General features: G+C 62.2%; 16 protein-coding genes. 8 read left to right on the top strand and 8 right to left on the bottom strand.

Annotation, left to right across the window (positions count from 1 at the left end; translation table 11 throughout):
• Positions 1-10: 10 nt before the first annotated feature.
• On the top strand, positions 11-2,707 hold the full coding sequence (locus HMPREF3162_RS06290; RefSeq protein WP_070572767.1) for a DEAD/DEAH box helicase: 2,697 nt from the start codon (positions 11-13) through the stop codon (positions 2,705-2,707).
• A 19-nt stretch (positions 2,708-2,726) separates the two neighbouring features.
• Here HMPREF3162_RS06290 and secA2 read toward each other — a convergent pair whose 3' ends face one another.
• Both secA2 and HMPREF3162_RS06280 read right to left on the bottom strand, forming a co-directional pair.
• On the bottom strand, positions 2,727-4,982 hold the full coding sequence (gene secA2 / locus HMPREF3162_RS06285; protein ID WP_070777284.1) for an accessory Sec system translocase SecA2: 2,256 nt from the start codon (positions 4,980-4,982) through the stop codon (positions 2,727-2,729).
• 11 nt (positions 4,983-4,993) lie between these two features.
• Positions 4,994-6,703 (bottom strand): 5'-3' exonuclease H3TH domain-containing protein, encoded by a 1,710-nt coding sequence (locus HMPREF3162_RS06280; RefSeq protein ID WP_070572771.1) that lies wholly within the window; start codon positions 6,701-6,703, stop codon positions 4,994-4,996.
• 63 nt (positions 6,704-6,766) lie between these two features.
• Between HMPREF3162_RS06280 and HMPREF3162_RS06275 the strand changes: the two genes are divergently transcribed.
• The 3 genes from HMPREF3162_RS06275 (at position 6,767) to HMPREF3162_RS06265 (ending at position 10,725) form a co-directional block, all read left to right on the top strand.
• On the top strand, positions 6,767-7,714 hold the full coding sequence (locus tag HMPREF3162_RS06275; RefSeq protein ID WP_141750125.1) for an amidohydrolase family protein: 948 nt from the start codon (positions 6,767-6,769) through the stop codon (positions 7,712-7,714).
• The gene (locus HMPREF3162_RS06270) at positions 7,714-8,442 is read left to right on the top strand and encodes a polyprenol monophosphomannose synthase (protein WP_070572775.1); all 729 of its coding nucleotides are present in this window, start codon (positions 7,714-7,716) and stop codon (positions 8,440-8,442) included. The genes HMPREF3162_RS06275 and HMPREF3162_RS06270 overlap by 1 nt, the downstream gene beginning before the upstream one ends.
• A gap of 126 nt (positions 8,443-8,568) precedes the next feature.
• A complete protein-coding gene (locus HMPREF3162_RS06265; protein ID WP_070572777.1) occupies positions 8,569-10,725 on the top strand; it encodes an acyltransferase family protein in 2,157 nt (718 codons plus the stop codon).
• A 136-nt stretch (positions 10,726-10,861) separates the two neighbouring features.
• Here HMPREF3162_RS06265 and HMPREF3162_RS06260 read toward each other — a convergent pair whose 3' ends face one another.
• Complete coding sequence (locus HMPREF3162_RS06260) at positions 10,862-11,203, bottom strand: RNA polymerase-binding protein RbpA (protein WP_070572779.1); 342 nt, start codon at positions 11,201-11,203, stop codon at positions 10,862-10,864.
• A gap of 115 nt (positions 11,204-11,318) precedes the next feature.
• Here HMPREF3162_RS06260 and HMPREF3162_RS06255 point away from each other — a divergent pair, with 115 nt between their 5' ends.
• The 3 genes from HMPREF3162_RS06255 (at position 11,319) to HMPREF3162_RS06245 (ending at position 13,657) form a co-directional block, all read left to right on the top strand.
• Positions 11,319-11,726 carry a hypothetical protein gene (locus tag HMPREF3162_RS06255; RefSeq protein ID WP_070777281.1) on the top strand — a complete coding sequence of 136 codons (408 nt, stop codon included), beginning with the start codon at positions 11,319-11,321 and terminating at the stop codon, positions 11,724-11,726.
• A gap of 126 nt (positions 11,727-11,852) precedes the next feature.
• Positions 11,853-12,680, top strand: a complete 828-nt coding sequence (locus tag HMPREF3162_RS06250) for a septal ring lytic transglycosylase RlpA family protein (protein ID WP_070572782.1) — start codon at positions 11,853-11,855, stop codon at positions 12,678-12,680.
• A gap of 212 nt (positions 12,681-12,892) precedes the next feature.
• On the top strand, positions 12,893-13,657 hold the full coding sequence (locus HMPREF3162_RS06245; protein ID WP_070572784.1) for a TSUP family transporter: 765 nt from the start codon (positions 12,893-12,895) through the stop codon (positions 13,655-13,657).
• A gap of 98 nt (positions 13,658-13,755) precedes the next feature.
• Here HMPREF3162_RS06245 and HMPREF3162_RS06240 read toward each other — a convergent pair whose 3' ends face one another.
• Together HMPREF3162_RS06240 and HMPREF3162_RS06235 are read right to left on the bottom strand one after the other, a co-directional pair.
• On the bottom strand, positions 13,756-14,532 hold the full coding sequence (locus tag HMPREF3162_RS06240; protein ID WP_070572786.1) for a class I SAM-dependent methyltransferase: 777 nt from the start codon (positions 14,530-14,532) through the stop codon (positions 13,756-13,758).
• Positions 14,532-15,608 carry an Ldh family oxidoreductase gene (locus tag HMPREF3162_RS06235; protein WP_070777279.1) on the bottom strand — a complete coding sequence of 359 codons (1,077 nt, stop codon included), beginning with the start codon at positions 15,606-15,608 and terminating at the stop codon, positions 14,532-14,534. Before HMPREF3162_RS06235 ends, HMPREF3162_RS06240 begins: the two co-directional genes overlap by 1 nt.
• A 153-nt stretch (positions 15,609-15,761) precedes the next feature.
• On the opposite strand from HMPREF3162_RS06235, the gene HMPREF3162_RS06230 reads away from it, so the two are divergent.
• A complete protein-coding gene (locus HMPREF3162_RS06230) occupies positions 15,762-16,985 on the top strand; it encodes an aspartate aminotransferase type Ic (protein ID WP_256282684.1) in 1,224 nt (407 codons plus the stop codon).
• A gap of 75 nt (positions 16,986-17,060) precedes the next feature.
• On the opposite strand, the gene HMPREF3162_RS06225 is transcribed toward HMPREF3162_RS06230, so the two are convergent.
• From HMPREF3162_RS06225 to HMPREF3162_RS06215, 3 genes are read right to left on the bottom strand one after another with little or no spacing between them, the layout of a single operon-like run.
• Positions 17,061-17,918, bottom strand: a complete 858-nt coding sequence (locus HMPREF3162_RS06225; protein ID WP_070572791.1) for a 3-hydroxybutyryl-CoA dehydrogenase — start codon at positions 17,916-17,918, stop codon at positions 17,061-17,063.
• Positions 17,919-17,971: 53 nt separating this feature from the next.
• On the bottom strand, positions 17,972-18,469 hold the full coding sequence (locus HMPREF3162_RS06220) for a peptide deformylase (RefSeq protein WP_070572793.1): 498 nt from the start codon (positions 18,467-18,469) through the stop codon (positions 17,972-17,974).
• Complete coding sequence (locus tag HMPREF3162_RS06215; RefSeq protein ID WP_070777276.1) at positions 18,462-21,863, bottom strand: pyruvate carboxylase; 3,402 nt, start codon at positions 21,861-21,863, stop codon at positions 18,462-18,464. Before HMPREF3162_RS06215 ends, HMPREF3162_RS06220 begins: the two co-directional genes overlap by 8 nt.
• Positions 21,864-21,875: the final 12 nt, after the last annotated feature.

The raw sequence follows: 21,875 nt of genomic DNA, 5'->3' as shown, positions 1-21,875 counted from the left end.
ACTGAGGGGCATGGAATCCAACCTGTCTCCGGCTGACGCATATTCACAGTTTCTGCAGCGCCAGAGCGAAGCGGGTTCACCATTGGAGGCCTTCCGCCGTTCCCTGGACTACGAACTCGACGACTTCCAGCTGCGCGCCTGCCGCAGTCTGCAGGCCGATCACTCAGTCCTCGTCGCCGCCCCCACGGGTGCGGGCAAGACGGTTGTCGCACAGTTCTCCATTGCTCTGGCGGTTGCCCGCGGTGTGCGGGTCTTCTACACCGCGCCGATCAAAGCCCTGTCAAATCAGAAGTTCAATGAGCTCGTCGACGCCTACGGCGCTGATCGCGTGGGCCTGCTGACAGGGGATACGAGCATCAACCGAGACGCGCAGATCGTCGTCATGACAACCGAGGTCCTGCGCAACATGATCTATTCGGGAACGGACCTTTCCGAACTCGGCTTCGTCGTTCTCGACGAAGTCCACTACCTGGGCGACCGGTTCCGCGGACCCGTGTGGGAAGAGGTCATCATTCACCTGCCGGCCCACGTCCTGCTGGTGAGCCTGTCGGCGACGGTGTCCAATGCCGAAGAGTTCGGAGCGTGGCTGGCCGAGGTGCGCGGCACCACTGACATCATCGTCTCCGAACACCGTCCGGTACCGCTGCACAATCACGTAGCAGTCGGGACCGACCTCATGCCCTTGTTCGCACCTAATGGCCGGGACATCAACAAAGGACTGGAAGCGGCTGTCCGGCCGTACTCAGGTTTTGGCTCCCGGCGGGACCGCCGACGAGGCGGAGCCCGACACCGGTTTATGCGGCCGGCTCGGGCGGCTGTCATTGCTGAGCTCGACAAGCTTTCGCTTCTGCCTGCCATTTTCTTCATCTTCAGCCGCAAAGGCTGCGACGAAGCTCTCGACCACTGTTTGGCGGCCGGCCTTGATCTGACGACGAAGAGCGAAAAACGCCGAATCGCGGCCGCGCTGGAAGAGCTGGAAGAGTCGTTGACTGCCGAAGACCTAGGAGTGCTGGGATTCCGGTCATTCGCGGCAGGCCTCATGTCCGGTTTCGGAGTGCACCACGCCGGACTCATCCCGCAGTTCAAAGAGCTTGTCGAGAAGCTTTTCGTCGAGGGGCTCATGCGGGTTGTCTTCGCAACTGAAACCCTTGCGCTGGGCATCAACATGCCGGCGCGTTCAGTGGTGCTCGACAAACTCAAGAAGTTCAACGGCGAATCTCACGTGCAGATCACACCGGGGGAGTACACGCAGCTGACTGGACGGGCTGGCAGGCGCAGAATCGACATTGAAGGACACGCCGTGACGGTGTGGCACCCCACGATCGAAGTCGCCGATATCGCTTCCCTTGCCTCCAAGCGGACCTACGCGCTCAACAGCCGTTTTGTTCCCACCTACAACATGGCCGCGAACCTGCTGGCGCGTATGACCCACGATGACGCGCGGAAGGTGCTGGAAACATCGTTCGCCCAGTACCAAGCTGACTCTTCTGTTGTCGGCCTTGCCAAGCGAGTGCGCAAAACCGACGAGGCGCTTGCCGGCTACACAGAGGCTGCACAGTGCGACCGCGGTGATTTCTCGGAGTATTTCGGCTATCGACTTTCGATTGCGCAGTTGGAGAAGCAGGCCGGTAAGCAGCGGTCGAAGCTCAAACAGCGCGATGTCGTCGAATCACTGTCCCAACTGCAGTTCGGCAGCGTTATTCTGCTGCCGTCCCGGCTGAAGTTCGGCGCCTGCATTGTGCTCAGTCCCATGCACAACGACCACACGGGTCTGCGTCTGCCGACAGTCCTCACAAGCGCCGGCAAAGTATGGCACCTGCGTCCACATGAAGTCACTGAGCCGGCGGTGAGCCTCGGTAAGATCAAGAGCCCCCGGAAGTTCAACCACCGCAATCCCCGTGAGCGCAGCCGCCTGCTTGACATCCTCGACCAGGCGATTGCGCAGGGACGGGTCAAAGACCCCGCCGATGTCCAAGTGCGCAGAACCAAGGGACCCAAGGTCGGCTCTGAAGATGTTGAGGCGCTGCGACAGCAGATGCGCTCTCACCCCTGCCACGACTGTCCCGAACGCGAACAGCACGCCCGGTGGGCAGAAAGGGCACACCGGCTCGAACGCGACCGGGCCAAGCTCACCAGCCAGATCACATCGCGCACGTCCTCTATCGCCGAAGTTTTCGACCGAGTCTGCTCAGTTCTGCGCACACTCGAGTTCCTGCCTGATGACACCGCAATTCTGCGGCGCATATACGGCGATCGCGACCTGCTGATCGCCATGTCTGTTCGCGCTGGACTGTGGGAGGGGCTGACCGAGCCCGAAGCCGCGGCGATGGCCTCGTGCCTGGTATACGAAAGCCGACGCGAACTGCTGACACACACTCGCATGCCCACTCAGACTCTGCGGCAGTGTGTGGGCGCTCTGGAAGACCTGTGGCGAACACTTGCCAAAACCGAAAGCGACGCCCGCACGAGCATCACCCCCGAACCCGATTCCGGTATTGCAGTGCCGATCTACCGCTGGACCGACGGCAAGAACCTCGCCGCGGCTCTGGACGGAACGGACATCTCCGCCGGTGACTTCGTCCGGTGGGCCAAACAGACACTCGACGTTCTGGGCCAGATTGAGAACGTCGTCGGGCCGGAAGCAGCCACGACGATTGCCCGAGCGGCTGACGCGGTGCGCCGCGGTGTGGTCATGGACCAGTACTGATCGCAGCGCAGCGCTGATCTCAGCGGCGAATCCGCTTCACCACGGCCTCAATGTCAGAGCCGAACGTCGATTCGGCTGCTACATAGGTCCACGTGGATGACGGCCTCTTCATTCCAATGGCAGGCAGGTCGACCCCGTCGGCAGTGAACTCGACTTTGTCCAGGACCTCTTCGGCGCTGGCCGTCACATCCGACCAGAACTGAGCGAACTGCGCCATAGATTCTTTGTTGAACGCTTCGTGGGGGCGTTCTTTTGCCAGTGTGCGCAGGTGGATCCCCTCGCGCAGATCGTTGAGGAACGCGAGGTGAGTCACCCAGCGGTCGTCGATCTGGAACAGGAGAATATCGCGCAGAGCCTGGCGCACAGCGTCATCACCGGCGGTCTTCACGTCTTCGCGATCGCTGACCTTTTCCAAAAGTTCGTCGATCCCATAGTCCTCGGTCAGCACGGCCTCGCGGCGTGCAAGCACCTGCTTGCGCTGTTTCGACATGAGGTCGTTGAACCGCCGGGTATCACGATGAACACCGGTGTTTTCGCCTTCTGCCATCCGCTGGGCGTGTTCGACCAGCTGTGCTGCTTTGCGCGACTGGATGAAGCCGGTTTCGTCGCCGTCTTCGACAAAGCGCTGGATTTCCGGAACTCGTGTGAGCAGTTCGTCTTCCAGACTCGTGAAGAACACGGATGTCCCCGGGTCGCCCTGTCTTCCAGAACGGCCCCGCAGCTGATCGTCCAGGCGCGAGGAGTCGTAGCGACCGGCACCGATCACCAGAAGACCGCCGGATTCGCGGGCTTTGTCATCTGCCAAGCGGATGTCGGTGCCCCTGCCCGCCATTTGAGTCGAGACTGTCACAGCGCCGGATTCGCCGGCTTGGGCGATGATATCGGCTTCGCGCGAATCGTCTTTTGCGTTGAGCACCCTGACGTCGATTCCACGCTGTTTGAGCCTGTGTGCGAGGCTTTCGGACTCGGCCACCGACCGGGTGCCGATCAGGATGGGCCGACCCTGGCGGTGCTCTTCGAGAACCTGGTCGACAATCGCACGTTCCTTGGACTCCTGGTAGGTGTACAGACGGTCGGGCTCATCTACGCGAATAACGTCCTCGTTGGGCTCCACAGCGCAGATCTCAAGTTCATAGAACTCCTTGAGGTCATCGCCGACTGCCAACGCAGTGCCCGTCATACCGCATACGGTGGTGTACGTCTGAATGAGCTCTTCAACTGTCATCTGGTCGAGGATCTCGCCCGTTGAAGAAGCGGTCAGCCCCTCTTTGGCTTCAACTGCCGCCTGCAGTCCGTCCGGCCACCGCTGAAGGTCAGCGACGCGACCGCGCGAATCCGAGATCAGCTTGATGCTGCCGTCGACAACGAGGTAGTCGACATCACGGTGAACGACAGCCAGGGCGTACAGCGCGAGGTTGACCGCGGCGAGCGTCTCCGCATCGTCGCCGTACAGATCAACGTCGAGGGCCTCTTCGACTGCGTCGATGCCGCTCTCTGTTAAGGACACCGCTGTGCGGTCGTGTGCCAGTTCGTAGTGTCGGCCCGCTTCAAGGCTGCCAACCAGCCGCGTGATCTCGGCATCGGCCTGTTCGACGCTCGCGGTGCCGGCCAGGACCAGCGGAACCCGCGCTTCGTCAATGAGCACAGAATCGGCCTCGTCGACAATCACAACGTCACGCTGGGCGATTCGGGGCTCCTGGCCCTGGGTGAGAAAACGGTCGCGCAGAGTGTCGAAGCCGACTTCCTGCACGGACGCGTAGACGATTTCCCGTGTGTAGGAATCCCGACGGGAGACTTCCGAGTCGGCTTCGCCAACAGATGCCGCTGTCACACCCAGCAGGTCAAACAGAGGGCGCATCCATTCGACGTCGCGAGCAGCGAGGTAGTCGTTGACGCTGACTACGTGAACTGTCCGCCCCTGCAGGGCGTATCCGGCGGCGGCCATGGCACCGACGAGGGTTTTGCCCTCGCCCGTGAGCATCTGCACGACCATGCCGTCAAGAAGGCCGATGAGGCCTTTGAGCTGTGTCGAATACGGCCGTTCGCCAAGGGCTCTGTCGGCGGCTTCGCGCACGAGCGCGGCGTAGCGGGTGAGTGATTCGCGCCGGTCTTCGAGGGTGAACAGGTCCGCCGCGGTTGTCGCCAGTTCCTCGTCTGGCAGATCCGCATACTGCTGACCGTAGCGGTCAAGGTCGTCTTGGGCTTTTGCGAACCAGCCGACGCGCTTGTCTGCCTGCGCTCCGGGCCGTCCCAGCAGTCGGTCGAAGAAGCCCATGATCGTTCCTCTCAGCTTAAGATTTCCAGCGGCCAATCGGGGTTTATCGTAGCGCGGCGGCCTTTGGAGCGCAGAAACTCTTCGAGATCAGCAGCCTGTGCGCGCTTCCATTCGATCTGCGCCGCGTGCAGCTGCGCCCCCGAGCCCTTCGCAATAGCCTCGTGCTTGTCTGCCATCGCCCACAGTATGCAGCCGGCGGCCGCAGCGTCGGCGAGAGCATCGTGGTGGTTGTCCAGTTCGACACCCCACGCGGCGCACAGATCGGAAAGCGTCCGCTTGCCCCTGCGGAATCGGTCGATCTCTCTGTCGAGCACCAGGGTGTCGAAGATCGGCGGAAGAACATCTGCCACGGCCGTCGACAGTCCCAGACGGCGCCGTTCGGCTTCGAGCACCGTGAGATCGTAGACGATGTTGTGCCCCACAACGCAGCCGCCACGGCGGCGAATGCTGTCCAGACACGCAATCACCTCGGTCACGACCGCGGTTCGGTCCGCACCGTGCTTGTGCGCATAGTCGCTGGCTATCCCGTGAACGCTGCTGGCGGCCTCCGGAATCTCGATCCCCGGGTCTGCCAGCCACGTGCGAATCTCGAGCGGCTGGATACAGCCGTCAACCCGCCCAAGCCGCACGCACGCCGCCGTAACAACGTGCACTGTCTGCGGGTCCAGTCCGGTGGTTTCAAGGTCGAAGCCCCACAGTTCGGCTGTCGTCCACGACGGCCCCGCGAACTCGGGAAGCTGGTCTCTGCGTGACTGTCGCCCAGCGGCGGGGGAGGGCTCGTCCGGTGCCGGCGGTGCCTCGTCACCCAGGGCCCGCACAAGCCGGGCCGTCGCCCGCTCAGCACCCCACCGTGCACCGAATGCGATGAGTGCTTCGCTGTTCATCCGCTGGGGCACCCCGGCTGCATCCCCCGCGGCTGGGAGCACATCAATGTCTTGAAGAACCGTCATGACTTCTTCTGCCCGGCGCACGGCGTCTTCATGTTCGATGAGTGCTGCGGCGCGCTTCGGGCTCAGACCGTGGTCTTTCGCTCCGCTGTACGCCGCGCGGAACAGCTCGTCCAGCCCGCCGTATCCGGTGAGGAGCTTTGCGGCAGTCTTCTCGCCTATGCCGGGCACACCGGCAAGCCCGTCGGAGGGGTCGCCGCGCAGGGCCGCCATCTGACGGTAGGGTTCGCCGCCTTTGACCCCGTACTCCGCGGGAACATCCGCATAGGTCAGCGGCGCCCACTGCCCCTTGGGGCGTGGCCTGTGAAGCTGAATTCTGCGGTCGGCGCGCAGAACCGAGATGAGATCGCGGTCAGGCGAAACCACGACGAGCTCGTCATCCGGCCCCATTTGGGCGGCAAAAGACCCGATGATGTCGTCAGCTTCCGTGTCGGGTATCTCAAGGACAGGTACCCCAGCTAACCTGAGCGCTTCGCGAATAAGCGGTATCTGCGGTTTGAGGTCATCGGGGGTTTCTGAGCCCGTCTCTTCGTCCTGCACGCGCTGGGCTTTGTACTCCGGCAGTATGGCTGTGCGGAAGGACGGCCGCCAGTCGCCGTCCATGGCCGCGACAATCCTAGTGGTGGCGAGATCTTCAGCAAGGCCCGCAATCGTGTCCAGCAGCCCGCGCAGAGCTCCGACCGGAGTGCCGTCTGAAGCTGTGATGCTGGACGGAAGAGCGTAGAAAGACCGGTAGTACAGGGCCGGGGTATCGAGAACGACGAGTCTGCTCACCCGGCTCAGCCTACCCGAGGCCCCATCACGCGCCCTGCGTCCGTCTGGGAGAATCGCAGTGTGGTGAATTTCGTACTTTACAACGGTGATGTCTACAGCAGCGCTGATCCTTTCGCGACGGCCGTGTCTGTCAGCGGCGACGTCGTCGACTGGGTGGGCGGTGACGAAGCCGCACAGACCTTCGGCTCGGAGCTCATTGACCTTTGCGATGACTTCGCAGCACCGGCCATGATCACGACGGTCGACCTGCGAAGCGAAGAGTCAGCCCCGCACGATTTCCTGGCCGCCGGCATTGCAGCAGTTCACGCCATCGGCACGGACAAGCAGATTGCAGACTTCGCCCAGGAGGCGGGCCCGCTGCGCGTTATCGGCTACAGCCTCAGCGGCACGGGTCAACGGCAAGCACACGTCGGTCTGCCCGAGCAGCGCCCTGAAGCGCCCGTGTTCATCGTGCTGGATGACCTTGAGGCGCTGAACGCCTACACCGAGGCGCTGCAGGACGCCGACTTCAAACGCCACGCCGCCCGCAGCGGATGGCGCGTATTCGCCAATGTGCAGATCCCCGAAGACCTCACCGGCCCGCTCGGACAGTCGCCCTTTGCTCTGACAGTCGACCCGCGCGCTTTCGCCCAGCCGGTCGGATCCCTGCTGCGCGAAGGAGCGCAGGTGAGCTTCGCGTCGTCATCCGAACCCTGGGAGGCCATGCGACAGGCGATTTTCGCCCCGGGTTCGACTGTCAGCGGACGCGCGGCGTTCAACTGCCTGACGCGTTTCGCTGAACGCGCGGTCGGCAATTTCGGCGGGGGAGTGATCGCGCCGGGAAACCGGGCTGACATCGCCCGCTGGAGGGTCGACCATCTCGTCGTACAAGCCGCCGACGAACGTGTCGCCGCGTGGAGCACCGACCCTCGTTCGGGGACTCCCGGACTGCCGGATCTGACCCCCGGAACCCCACTGCCCGAACTCGTGTCCCTGTGGAGCGCGGGAGAACTTGTAGAACTGGATTCCTGATGCGCACACTCATTGCAATCCCCACGTACAACGAGCGCCAGTCGCTGCCGAACACGCTTGCGGCGATCTTCGAATATTCCCCCGAAGTCGAAGTGCTCGTCATTGACGACGGCTCCCCAGACGGAACTGCAGACTGGGCCGAAGCTCTTGGAGACGATCGCGTTCACGTTATGCGCCGGACCGAAAAGGCCGGGCTGGGGCCGGCCTATGTCGCCGGCTTCACGTGGGCGCTGAAACAGGACTACGACGTCATCTGCCAGATGGACGCTGACGGCTCCCACCGAGGGCGCGACCTTCCGCAGCTTCTGGGCGCCGTACGAGGCGGAGCTGATCTTGCGATCGGCTCGCGCTGGGTGCGCGGGGGAGAGGTGGTCAACTGGCCGCTGAACCGGAATGTGCTTTCACGCGGGGCCAACCTGTACGCCAATATCGCCATTGGCCTGCACGTAGCCGACGCGACTGCGGGCTTCCGAGCTTACTCACGTGAACTTCTCCAGCGAATTGATCTGGCCGGCGTGCAGTCCCACGGCTACGGCTTCCAGATCGATATGACCGTCCGAGCGCGCCGCGCTGGTGCGAATATTGTCGAAGTCCCCATTGTCTTCGTCGAAAGAGAGCTCGGCACGTCGAAAATGTCCGGAGGCATCATCGGCGAGGCCTTTGTCAATGTGGCCCGCTGGGGACTGCAGCGCCGTGCGGCTCAGGTTCGCCGCCTTGTGGGCCGCTGATCGAGAAAGGCGGCGGTGTTCACGCGCTTGAACAGCCGGTGGTCTCAGGCATCGCACCAGTCGGCTCACAGGCGACTTTAATCCGCGCGTTGCCATCAGTTCACTCAGCAGTGGTGGCATTGCGGCATGTCTCGTGCCGCCTCGTCGCACCGCCCCCGCGCTTTTCTGCCCGAAGTGCAGGCACTGCGGGCAATAGCAGTTCTCGGTGTCCTCGTATGGCATTTCTATCCCCGTGCCGCTCCCGGCGGTTTCGTCGGCGTCGATATCTTCTTCGTCATCTCGGGTTTTCTCATCACCTCCAAGCTCCTGCGTGATGCTGAAGAACAAGGCCGAGTTGATCTGGGGGAGTTCTGGGCCGGTCGCATTCGCCGCATTATGCCGGCCTCGGTCGTCACAGTGCTGGCAGTGATTGCGGCAACCTTCCTGTGGTTCCCCACTGCGGCCTGGCAAGAGGTCTCCAAGCAGTCGATGGCCAGCCTGCTCAGCGTTGAGAACTGGGTTCTGGCATTCGATTCCGTCGACTATCTGGCAGCAGACAACAAGCCGACTGCACTGCAGCACTTTTGGTCGCTGGGCGTAGAAGAGCAGTTCTACCTGGTATGGCCGCTGCTCGTGGTCCTCGCAATAGTTCTGCACGGACGGATCGGCACAACAGCCCGCTCTGCGTCAGCTGTGTTCTTTGCAATCATCGTCATCGCATCATTTGTGTGGGCCGAATACTCGGTACGCTCCGGCGATCCAGCCGCGTACTTCTCAACTTTCACCCGCGTGTGGGAACTTGGCGTCGGCGGTCTGCTTGCCGCTGCTATGCCGCATATCGAGCGTCTCCGTGCCCGCTGTGCCAAAAGCGGGCCAGCCGGGATCTCGCTTGATTCGCTTCTTGCGCTTGTCGGCCTGGGCGCAATGCTGTGGGCGATCATCCTCTACACGGAGAAGACCCCGTTCCCCGGTGCCACGGCTGCGCTGCCGGTCCTCGGAGCAGCTGCCGTCATCATTGCCGGACGCACAGCCGGGGCTCTGTCGCTGAACCACCTGTTCGACTGGGCACCCGTGCAGTGGGTCGGTAAGGTCTCCTATTCGCTGTATCTGTGGCACTGGCCGGTCTTCATTGTGTTTGTCCAACTGACGGGAAAGAATCCGCGCTGGTGGCAAGCGGCTTTGCTGACACTGCTGTCACTGGCACTGGCTCATCTGTCGTGGCGGTTTGTCGAAGAACCCGCACGCCACTGGAGCCTGCCCAAGAGGACCCCGAAGTATGCGTTTCGGCTTGGCGCAGCGGCCACGATCATTTCCCTTGGCCTCGCCTTCATCCCCACAGGAGCTGCTGATGTCGTAAACGAGAATCTTCGCAAGGAAGCCGACGCGCTGCTTGCAGCAGATGGTGCACAACTGGGAGCACGCAGCTGGGACCAAGCCCTGGAAGTCGATGCTCCCGGCTACAGGGATGCCGGAGATCCCGCCAGTGCCGACGCCAGTGCTGTAGCCGATAGTGAGCTGGCCGGAGACGTTCCGCGAGCTCTGCCGGGAGGGAGGGCAATCACTCCGCTGCCGACCGATGCGATCGACGACAAGTCAACTGACGGCTCATGCTTCTCAGAGGTTGAGGCCGACTACACGCCCCGCTGCGTTGAAGGCAATGAGAACGGCAAGAAGACAGTTGCTCTCGTAGGCGATTCCCACGCCCAGATGCTGTTGGAGCCGCTGCGCTCTCTGGCTGAAGACAAGGGGTGGAAGATCATCACCTACACAAAGGCCTCCTGCCCGATGTCGCTTGTGCCGAGGACTTTGGACAAGGCCGAAGAACAGTGCATAGAGCCCAACGAACAGACGCTCAAAAGCCTTGCTGAAGACAAGCCGGACGTCATCATCACGCAGAACTTCTCACTGAGCACATACCGTTCCGATGCGGTCAAGGGCTTTGAAGAATCACTCCGTGCGCTGAAGAAGACCGGAGCGCAGGTCGTTGTCGTACGCGACACGCCCATCCTCGCCGACAATAAGGCAGACCCGCCCACGTACTGCGTCTCTGAATACTTCAACAACCCTTCGCTGTGCAGCAAACCAAGAGGAAAGGCGCTGCTGGACGATCCTTCGGTGACGGCCGCACACAGTATTGGCGGTGTGCGCGTTGTCGATTTCACCGACCGGTTCTGCAGCAAAGACACGTGCCCGGCTGTAGCCGGCAATGTGCTTATCTACCGCGACAAGAACCACGTATCGAATACCTATTTCAGAACGCTGCAGCCGGTCTTCGACGAAAGGATCTCCCGGGCGGTCGACTGACAGGGCAGACTGAGCGGCAGTCAGCTGGCACCTCGCCAGAATGAGGTTGTGCGTCTTGGCAGGGGAGAGGACCAATAAAAGGGCCCAAAGCAGAGCATCTGCTTTGGGCCCTCAGAGGCTGTGCGGGCGGATCGGATCAGACCTCGGGGGCCTTTTCGCCGCGGCGGATGGCAAGGCGCTCATCCAAGATCACCTGGAGTTCTTCCATCGAGCGGCGTTCCATGAGCATGTCCCAGTGGGTGCGAGCAGGTTTGGCGTCGTCTTCTTCGACTTCGGAAACTCCGACCCGCATGCCGATGCCGTGAGTGCCGGAATCCCAAGTGTCTGGAACGTCTGCGTCCGTCGAGAAGGGAACTTTGAAGCGGTGTCCGTCTTCGCAAACGAATTCGACAAGCTGACGGGGTGCCGGCTCAACGCCGACTTCCGATTCCAAGGACCGGGAGCCAAGCTGGGTGCCCCGCAGGCTGCGTTCGCTCATGTGACTGAACCTCTCACTCGGTGGGCAGGATCTTTCGGGCAGACAACAAGTCTACCGCCGCGGTGTATTCCCGACGTACACGGCCTATTAAGGCTCCGGTGGGACAATGGCCAATATGAACGACGCTCCGCGCACGCACCGCGAACCGATCGAACCCGACGGCGTGTGGACAAAAGAAGAACAGTCCAGCTTCAAACGTGCCCACATGACCTATCTGAAGGCACGTTCACGCGCTGAGCGGACAGCGCAGTCGGTCACGACGTTCGCACACCGGGCCAAAGCGGCGGGGGAGAAGTTCAGGGACGCCGGCTCAGCAGCGACGCGCACGGCAAAAACCGCCGCCGGCACGGCAGCCGCCGACGGGGGACTGATCGACAGGATCAGCGACGGCATTGATGCGACGGTCGACCGGTTCGGAAAGGCGAGCGGCGCCTCGACTGACACCATCAAACGAGGAATCAGCGAAGCGCGCATCCGCGCAAAGTCAGCAGCGCGACGCCTGTCCGACACAGACACGGCATAAGCGGCGCTTCGCACCTGCGTGCGCAAAGACACACCTCCAACACACCGGCGCTCGTTATCTTTCTGTTACGAAGTGGTATAACATGGCTTTATCGTTCCGAAACTTTCATCTGCGATTGGAAGAACAGTGAGCAAACACCGCGCTGAAGGCACCAAGGCCTCCGGAAATATTTTCGACGTCTTTCGCCGCTCGCCCAACCGTGGGCGCTACAGCGGCGAATCGAAGTCGGCCGCCGGAATTCTTGCGTCGGCAGGACGGCGTCCGGTGCTGGCAGCGATCGCCGTGCCGACTGCGGCAGCTGCAAGCATCGTCGCAGCAGGCTTCGCTGTAACTCCCAGCGCTGAAGACGAACAAACCGAGTTCGCTCAGAAGGCTGCACCTGCCGCCGACAGCCCGGACACCTCGGAGGCCGACAAGGCAGCCAAGGAAGGCAAGAAAAAGCAGAAGGACATTTCTTCTTCCCTCACCGTCAAGGAAGAAAAGCCCGTCGAAACGCCCAGCTCAAACAGCGTCGGAAACTCTGAGGACAGCCGCAGCAAGAGCAGCTCGGGAAGCTCCGGAAGCTCCGGCGGCACCTCGAAGAAGGGCAGCAGCAGCGGCTCCTCGGGCGACAAGGGCGCAGCCGCTTCCGACAGCGGCAAACCGAAGAACTCAAAGGCATCCGGTCAGTCGGGCTCATGCCCGGCCTCGACCTACGGCGGCGGTGACGGCTTCCACGGTAGCAAGACGGCTAATGGTGAGCGCTTCAACAAGAACGCCCTCACAGCTGCACATAAGACGCTTCCGTTCAACAGCCGCGTGAAGGTCACCAACACGAAAAACGGCAAATCGGTTACGGTCCGCATCAACGACCGCGGTCCGTACCACGGAAACCGATGCCTCGACCTTTCAACTGCCGCAATGAATCAGATCGGCGGCGATGGAGTAGCTCAGGTCAAGTGGCAGGTGCTCTGACACCAGGCATTCAGAAAGCGGCGCAGACAGTGCGCCGCTTTCTGCTTTTCAGCTGCGCTGCGCACAGCTAACGCTTTGCACACAGCACAACGTGGCGCACCGCAGAGAAGAGCCGTGATGGCGAACTTCGTCGCGCGGGCTTCCTGAAGACTTCCCACTAAGAGCCGATAATATACATTATGTTAAGTAGAGATTGAGAGGCCGCTTCCCCAATGTCGACGACCGTCATCGCCGTTCTGCTCGCGGGCTCTCTTGCGGCAGGATGGATCGATGCGGTTGTCGGCGGCGGCGGACTCATTCTCCTGCCGCTCATCATGATCATGGCGCCGGGACTGACAAATGCCCAGGCGCTCGGGACCAACAAGTTCGCGGCGGTCTTCGGAACCACAAGTGCCGCTATTACGCTGGCCCGCCGCATACCGACAGCCATGGGCGCTCTGCGCTGGGCGCCTTTGGCACTCATCGGCGCTGCGATCGGCGCTCTCATCGCAGCCAGCGTCGACCAGCACATTATGCGGCCGATCATCATCGTGGTCTTAGTCGCCGTTGGCTTCTTTGTTCTGCTGCGCCCATCGTTCGGCCGCGACACTGAGCCGCGCATTATGTCGAAACGGTCTTGGACCGCAGGTGCCGCTGTCATTCTTGCAATCGGCATCTACGACGGCGCGTTCGGTCCCGGCACGGGGCTTTTCTTCATCATGTCGCTCACAGCCCTCATGCGCGGGGATTTTATGACAAGTGCGGCTTGGGCGAAGATCCTCAACGTCGCAACCAATATCGGCGCACTCATCGTGTTTGGTCTGCGCGGTGACGTCCTGTGGCTGTTGGGCCTTGGCCTGGCCGTTACGAACATCATCGGCGCACGCATTGGTGCGCGCATGGTGCTCGGCCGCGGCGCAGGATTCGTCCGGGTCGTGATTCTCTGTGTTGTCGTCATCATGGCGGGCAAACTCGCCTACGACCAGTTCTTCGCCTGAGTCTGTCCCCCCGGTCAGCCGGCCAGCCCGGGCATTCAGAAGCGTAAGCCCGGTCTGGGCAGCCTGTGAAGCGAGGTCGACCCCGGCAATAAACACAGTCACTGCTTCTGCGCCATGTACGTCAGACACATGTAGGGAAGATCGAACGGCTCACTCACCAGATGTTCTTCAGTCAAGTAGCCTCGCAGATTGTCCTCAACACGTGCGCGGACCGTGTCATTCGACCGCAGCCAGTACGTGCGCGTTGCCGTCAGGGCCACCGTGTCGTCAATCGTCATGGGCACGCTGAATTCGTCAATCCGGGCCTGAATGGGACCGAAGTCTGTACCAAGTTGAGGACGCCAACGCGGGCGGTAGACGTCACCGGCGTGCATAATCCTCGATAGGCGCATAACCCAGTCGTGGCGCACATCCAGCTGGTTGAGAACCACGGCTGCCACTCCCCCGGGTTTGAGGACCCGCGCGAACTCAGCTGAGGCCGCCTCGGCATCGAACCAGTGCCAGGCTTGGGCCGACACGACTAAATCAAACGATGCGTCAGCAAACGGAAGCTCCTCTGCCCGGCCCACCGTCGACGGCAGCTGGTTGATCTCAAGCAGTGCCGGATCGGGATCGACTGCATGGACGTCGAGACCAAGCTCAGCAAGTGCCCTGCCGTATTTGCCCGTCCCCGAGCCCACATCGAGCACCCGCAGTTTGTCCGGAGCGAGTACCTCTCCCCCGGCCTCAACGGCGGCAGCGGACATCGCGTGGTCTGCGACTGCGCAAACCGCCGCCCGCGGGTAGCCCGGGCGAATCCGTTCGTACTCATCGGCCGAAGCACCAAAGAGCGTGCCCCGATGTTTGATGTCGCGGCCGATATTCGGGCCTGCCATCAGACTTCGGTCAGAATGAATTCCGCCCCGGCTGCCTCGACTGCGTCTCTGATCGCCTGCACCATGCCGTCAGAAATGGGAATCCCGTTGACAGACCTCGCTTCGACCGAACGGTGTTCGGGATCACCGGCAACCTGCACGGGCTCGTCAGGATCGATCGGCTCCATACCGCGCAGAGTATTGCGCAGCACACGGGCATACTCCTCGGCGTCTGCGCCGTCGCCAAAGGCTCGCGGATCGATTGCCAAGAAGAAATAGCCAATCGACTGTCGTCCTGCGACATCGCCCGGCTGGTCGGAACCAGACAGAGCAGCTGAGAGCAGCTGCACCATCGTGGCAAGCGCGTAGCCTTTGTGCCCACCGGCGCTGTTGCCGCCGACCGGGAGCAGACCGATGTCTGAAGCCTCCGAGTCCAGAAGTGCGCTGTAGACCCGCATGCCATCAGTCACGACCTCACCATGGCCGTCAGTGGCCCATTCCCCGGCGAGCGGCTCATCAGCGTAGGCGTAGACCTTGACCTTGTTTCCGGGCACAACGGTTGTGGCCATGTCGACGAAAATCGGCTCTTCGTCTTTTACGGGGTGGGCAAAGGCAATCGGGTTGGTTCCCATAAGCGCATGCTTAGCGCCGGTCGGCTTCTGCATGGCCGAGCGGGTGGAGCACGTGGCTATACCAACCATGCCTCGGCGGGCAGCTCGCAGAACGTACTGACCTGCGGCACCGAAATGGTTCGCATTGCGCACAGAGCCGATGCCCACTCCGAACTTTTCAGCTGCTTCAATCGCGGCATCCATGGCGCGCACACTCACCGGGTGGCCAAAACCGTGGTCGGCATCGAATACCGAAACGGCACCGAACTGATGGACCAGGCGCTGTTCGGCCTTTTCATTCAGCGTGCCATCGGAAATCTCCTGCCAGTACAGCGGAAGCATGGAAATGCCGTGTGAGTCCACTCCGGCCAGGTCAGTCGCGAACATGATCTCCGTGCAGACCTGCGCGGGCTCTTCTGCAAGTCCGAAGGCCTTGAGCCCGGTGAAGATCTGCTGTTTGACGGACTGCGGGGTGTAGCGGCGCATAGACAGCCTTCCGTTGCTGTGGTGGACTCATGTGGGTTATGTGCTTGCGCTTTGACACCAGCCTATCCGGTGGCTGCACTGCACCGGCAAGATCCTAAAATGAACCGAGAGTGTATTTTCCTGGGTTTCTCTTTGAGAGCCAGAAAGGCCATGATGGACGTTTCCCTTGAGCAGGCACAGGCTGACTACCGCGCGTTCGCCGCTCGCGGGCTCAATCTCGACATCACCCGCGGCAAGCCAGCGCCCGAGCAGCTTGACCTGTCAGCTGAACTGCTGACGAACGTCACGGGCGACGACTTCACCTCGCCTTCGGGAATCGACACCCGCAACTACGGCGGTCTAGATGGTCTGAAAGAACTGCGTGAGATCTTCGGTGAGCTCTACAAGGTTCCCACCGAGCAGATCTTGGCACAGGGGTCGTCGTCTCTGACACTCGAATACATGACCCTCGACTTCGCCAAGCGCTACGGCACCCCCGCAGGCGGTCCGTGGACGAACGCCAAGATCCTCTGCCCCGTTCCCGGCTACGACCGTCACTTCCAGCTGGCCAAAGCTCTCGGCTATGAGCTCATCGCCATCCGCACGGATGACGAAGGCCCAGTCATGGACGATGTCCGCCGCTATGTGGCTGACCCAGACGTCCGCGCAATGTGGCTCGTACCCATGTATTCAAACCCCACCGGCACTTCGATCAGCCAAGCGCGGGCCCTTGAGCTTGCCGAAGTGACTGCCGCAGCTGAGGACTTCACCCTTCTGTGGGACAACGCCTACGGCCTGCACCACCTGTCAGATGACAACCAGGCGCCCATGGTCAACATCCTGTCCCTGTGCGCCGAAGCCGGCCACCCAGACCGTCCCTGGATCTACGCCTCGACATCGAAGATGACCTTCGCTGGCGCCGGTGTGGCGTTCTTTGCCGGCTCCCCCGCTGTGATCGAGTGGTATCGCACCCATATGGGTGCCGCTATGATCGGGCCGGACAAAATCAACCAGCTGCGTCACCTGCGCTTCTTCCGCGACGCTGATGGTGTGCGGGAGCACATGCGCCGCCACGCCGAGATCATCCGTCCGAAATTCGACGCAGTTCTCACCGCGCTCGAAGACGGACTCAGCTCCGACATCGCCTCTTGGACCACGCCAAACGGCGGCTATTTCATCACCCTGCGTGTTCCCAACGGCACTGCTTCAAAGGTCGTGAAATACGCTGCCGAAGCCGGCGTAGCCCTGACCCCAGCCGGGTCGACTCACCCCCACGGGCTCGATCCCAACGACGCCTACATTCGGATTGCTCCGACCATGCCTAGCCTCGAAGAGGTCACGGCAGCGGCAGAAGGCCTGGTTGCCTGCGTGCGTCTGGCGGCGGCTGAACTCGGCTGATCTCTCCCCCACCCCAACAACAGACGAGGCGGAGCCCACCAAGGTGAGCTCCGCCTCGTTCTTTCTGTTCTTGGGTCAGCGGTAGTCATAGAAACCGCGGCCGGACTTCCGACCGAGCAGTCCCCCGTCGACCATGCGCGACAGAAGGACCGGCGGCTTGTCGGCGGCAGCCCCGGTTTCTTCGTAGATCGACTGGCCGACGAACAGGCAGGTATCGAGCCCGATGAGGTCAGCCAGCGTGAGCGGACCCATGGGGTGAGCGGCACCGTTCATCATGCCGTTGTCGATGTCTTCCTTCGTCGCGTGGCCCGCTTCGTACATACGGATGGCGGCGAAGAGGTACGGGATGAGCAGAGCGTTGACAATGAAGCCCGGGCGGTCATCCGAGCGGATCGGCTTCTTGTCCAGGACGTCGACCGCGAAGGCTTCAACCGTGTTGGCAACTTCTGGGTCAGTGAGCACGGAGCTGATGATTTCGACAAGCGGCTGCACCGGTGCGGGGTTGAAGAAGTGCAGGCCGAGAACCCGTTCGGGACGCGAAGTGACCTGGGCAAACCGGATGATCGGCATTGACGAGGTGTTGGACGCAAGGATCGCGTTCTTGTCCGTCACAATGTCGTCAAGCTCGGCAAAGATCGATTTCTTGATGTCTTCGTTTTCACTTGCCGCTTCGATCACCAGCTGGCGATCAGCCATAGCCTGCAGATCAGTCGTGAACGTCAGACGGCCAAGAGCAGCGTCGGCATCCTCCTGGCTGAGTTTGCCCCGTTCAACACCCTTGGCGAAGGACTTCTCGATGCGGCCGCGGCCTGCTGCGACAGCTTCGTCGCTGATGTCCCGGACGACAACGTCCAGACCCGAACGCGCGAGCACTTCGGCAATACCCGAACCCATAAGGCCGGAGCCGATGACACCGGCTTTTGTGATTTCCATTGTTCTCCTTTCGAAGACGAAAGGCGGCGACCCCTTAGAGGCCGCCGCCGTTTTCACCTGCCGAACCAGGCGGAGCTGCGAATCTGCTTCATCGCCTCTTTCCGCCTTGGCCCGGGCAGTGTCTGAACGTACACAACGCCGTTCAGGTGGTCTGTTTCGTGCTGGAGCATTTGAGCGAACACCCCATCACCGTGCAGCTCGACCGGATTTCCGGCCGCGTCGAAACCCTTCACTGCCGCATATTCCCAGCGCGGGGTGGGAAACTGCAGTCCGGGGATCGACAGACAGCCTTCATCGATGTCGCGCTTCTGGCCGCCTGTTTCGATGACTTCGGGATTGAAGATCGCCCCGGTGCGCCCGTCGAGATCATAGCCGAAAGCGCGCAGGGCAACACCGATTTGGGGCGCTGCCACGGCGGCGCGGCCGTCGGGCAGCGAAGTGTCGATGAGGTCCTGCGCCAGCGCCCGAGTGGCCGGCCCGAATTCGGTGACGGGCCGGCACTCAGTGCGCAGAACGGGATCCCCGAAGAGCCGGATGGCTCGTTCAGCCATTGATGACCACCACGAGGTCGCCGCCTTCCAGCTGCGCGACCGGCTCGATGGCCACACGCGAAACCGTGCCGTCAATGGTTGCCGTGATGGAGGCTTCCATCTTCATCGCTTCGATCGTGGCGACCGTCTGGCCTGCCTTGACCTTGTCGCCTTCGGATACCTGGAGGGTGACGACACCGGCGAACGGGCTTGCAACGTGACCCGGATTGGACTCATCTGCTCGTTCGGCTACGGCGATGTCGACGTCAACGGAGCGGTCGCGCACCGACAGCGGGCGCAGCTGGCCGTTGAGCGTCGCCATGACATTGCGCATACCTCGTTCATCGGGCGAGGAGATCGCCTGGATGCCGACGAGCAGGGCCTTGCCCTTCTCGATGACGACGGAGTGCTCGCGGCCTTCGCGCACGCCGTACAGGAATTCGTTGGTCTCCAGCACCGACAGGTCGCCGTACTGGTCGATCATGCGGCCGTACTCCTTCGTCGGCTGGGGGAACAGCAGACGGTTGAGCGTGTCCTGGCGGGTCTTGCCGGGTTCGCGCAGAAGTTCGGCTTCGTGCGGTTCGAGTTTCTCAGCGGGCTTAGTGTGCTTACGGCCTTCGAGCGCCTTGGTGCGGAACGGCTCGGGCCAACCGGCCGGCGGGTCGCCGAGGTCACCGCTGAGGAAGCCGATGACGGAATCCGGAATGTCGAAGTTCTGGGGGTTCTCCGCAAACTCTTTGGGGTCTGCGTTGACTGCCACGAGGTGGAGTGCGAGGTCGCCGACCACCTTCGAGGACGGGGTGACTTTCACCAGGTGGCCGAGAATCCTGTCCGCGGCTTCGTACATGAGCTCGACTTCTTCGAAGCGCTCGCCCAGGCCGAGTGCAACGGCCTGCTGACGGAGGTTCGAGAGCTGACCGCCGGGGATTTCGTGGCGGTAGACGCGGCCTGTGGGGCCGGGCAGGCCGGATTCGAAAGGCTTGTAGACGTTGCGCACAGCCTCCCAGTACGGTTCGAGGTCCTGCACGTTGGCCAGGTTGAGGCCGGTATCACGCTCGGTGTGTTCCAACGCGGCGACGAGAGCTGACATCGGCGGCTGGCTCGTGGTTCCCGCCATCGATGCCGAAGCTGCGTCTACAGCGTCCACGCCTGCTTCGGATGCTGCCAGCAAGGTGGCCAGCTGGCCTCCGGCGGTGTCGTGGGTGTGCAGGTGCAGCGGAAGGTCAAACTCGCTTCGCAGAGCGGTGACGAGCTTCGCAGCGGCTGCCGGGCGGAGCAGACCCGCCATGTCTTTAATGGCCAGGACGTGTGCACCGGCCTCGACGATCTGCTCTGCGAGACGCAGGTAGTAGTCGAGGGTGTAGACCTCTTCCTTCGGGTTGAGAAGGTCTGAGGTGTAGCACAGGGCGACTTCTGCGACTGCTTTGCCAGTGCCGCGCACCGATTCGATTGCCGGGCGCATCTGCTCGACGTCGTTGAGCGCGTCGAAGATGCGGAATACGTCGATGCCCGAGCGGGCGGCTTCGTCGACGAAGGCGTCAGTGACCTCAGTCGGGTACGGGGTGTAGCCGACGGTGTTGCGGCCGCGCAGGAGCATCTGCAGGTTGACGTTCGGCATGGCAGAGCGCAGCTTCTCCAGACGCTCCCACGGGTCCTCCGCAAGGAAGCGCAGCGCGACGTCGTACGTGGCTCCGCCCCATGCTTCGACCGAGAGGAGTTCGGGAAGCATCTGGCCGATGTACGGTGCGACGGCTTCAAGGTCGCGAGTGCGCACGCGGGTCGCCAGAAGCGACTGGTGAGCATCGCGGAACGAGGTGTCAGTCACCTTGAGTTCTTCAGTGTCGCGCAGAGCCTTTGCCCAGCCCTCGGGGCCGAGTTCCAGGAGGCTGTTGCGCGAAGACTTCGGTGCTTCGGCTGCAAGTTCAAGCTGCGGAAGCTTTTCGGAGGGTTTGAGATCAACCGGTGAAGGCCCGTAGGGCTGGTTGACTGTGATGTCGGCGAGGTATTCGAGAACCTTAGAGCCGCGGTCGGCGCCGACGCGGGCTTCCAGCAGGTGCGGGCGCTCTTCAATGAAGTTGGTCGACAGATCCCCGCGGATAAATGCCGGATCGTCGAGCACCGCACGCAAGAACCCGATGTTCGATGCGACACCGCGGATGCGGAACTCAGCAAGCGCGCGGCGCTGCCGGTTGACCGCAACGTCATAGGTGGCACCGCGTGCGGTGCACTTGACGAGCATAGAGTCGAAGTGAGCCGAAACCTCAGCGCCCGCGTAGACGGTTCCGCCGTCCAAGCGCACGCCTGCGCCGCCGGCAGAACGGTAGGCGGTGATGGTTCCGGTGTCGGGACGGAAGGAGTTCGCGGGGTCTTCCGTGGTGATGCGGCACTGAACGGCCGCCCCCTTGTAGCTGATCTTGTCCTGTGTGAGGCCCAGCTCTTCCAGGCTTGCCCCGGCGGCAATGCGCATCTGCGCCTGCACGAGGTCGACGTCGGTGATCTCTTCTGTGATCGTGTGTTCAACCTGGATGCGCGGGTTCATTTCGATGAAGGCGAACTTGCCCGCGCGCGGGCCGGCGGTTTCAAGCAGGAACTCAACGGTTCCGGCGTTCTGGTAGCCGATCGAACGTGCGAACTGCAGAGCCGCTTCGTGCATGGCGCCTGCGATTTCAGGATCGAGGTTCGGCGCCGGAGCGATTTCGACGACTTTCTGGTGGCGACGCTGGATCGAGCAGTCGCGCTCGAAGAGGTGAACGGCGTTGGAGTCGTTGTCGGCCAGCACCTGAACTTCGATGTGGCGGGGGCGCTGAACAGCCTGCTCGATGTAGACGGTGGGGTTGCCGAAAGCGCCCTCACCTTCGCGCATGGCGATCTTCGCGGCTTCGACGAGCTCGGTGCGGTTGTCAACTCGGCGCATACCGCGACCGCCGCCGCCTGCAACGGCTTTGACGAACAGCGGGTACTCCATGTTTTCGGCCGCCGCGAGCAGTTCGTCCAGGTCGGTGGATGCCGGTGTGGCATCGAGGGTGGGCACTCCGGCGCTGCGCGCTGCGGCAATGGCCTCGACCTTGTTTCCGGCCATCTGCAGCACATCGGCGCGCGGACCGATGAAGGTGATTCCCTCACGGTCGCAGGCGCGGGCGAGTTCAGGGTTTTCCGACAGGAACCCATAACCGGGGTAAACAGCGTCTGCTCCGGATTCCTTGGCCACGCGAATGATTTCGTCGACGTTGAGGTACGCCCGAACCGGGTGCCCTTCGTCTCCGATCATGTATGCTTCGTCAGCCTTGAGGCGGTGCTCAGAGTTGCGGTCTTCGTAGGGGAAGACGGCAACGGTGGACGCGCCGAGTTCGTAGGCTGCGCGGAACGCGCGCACCGCGATTTCACCGCGGTTGGCTACCAGGACTTTCTTGAACATCAGGCAAGCTCT

Origin of the sequence: Brevibacterium sp. HMSC07C04 (assembly GCF_001815905.1) — a bacterium.
In the GTDB taxonomy this organism is placed as follows: Bacteria; Actinomycetota; Actinomycetes; order Actinomycetales; family Brevibacteriaceae; genus Brevibacterium.
Note: the sequence above shows the minus strand (reverse complement) of the source record. Positions and strands in the feature narration are given on the sequence as shown.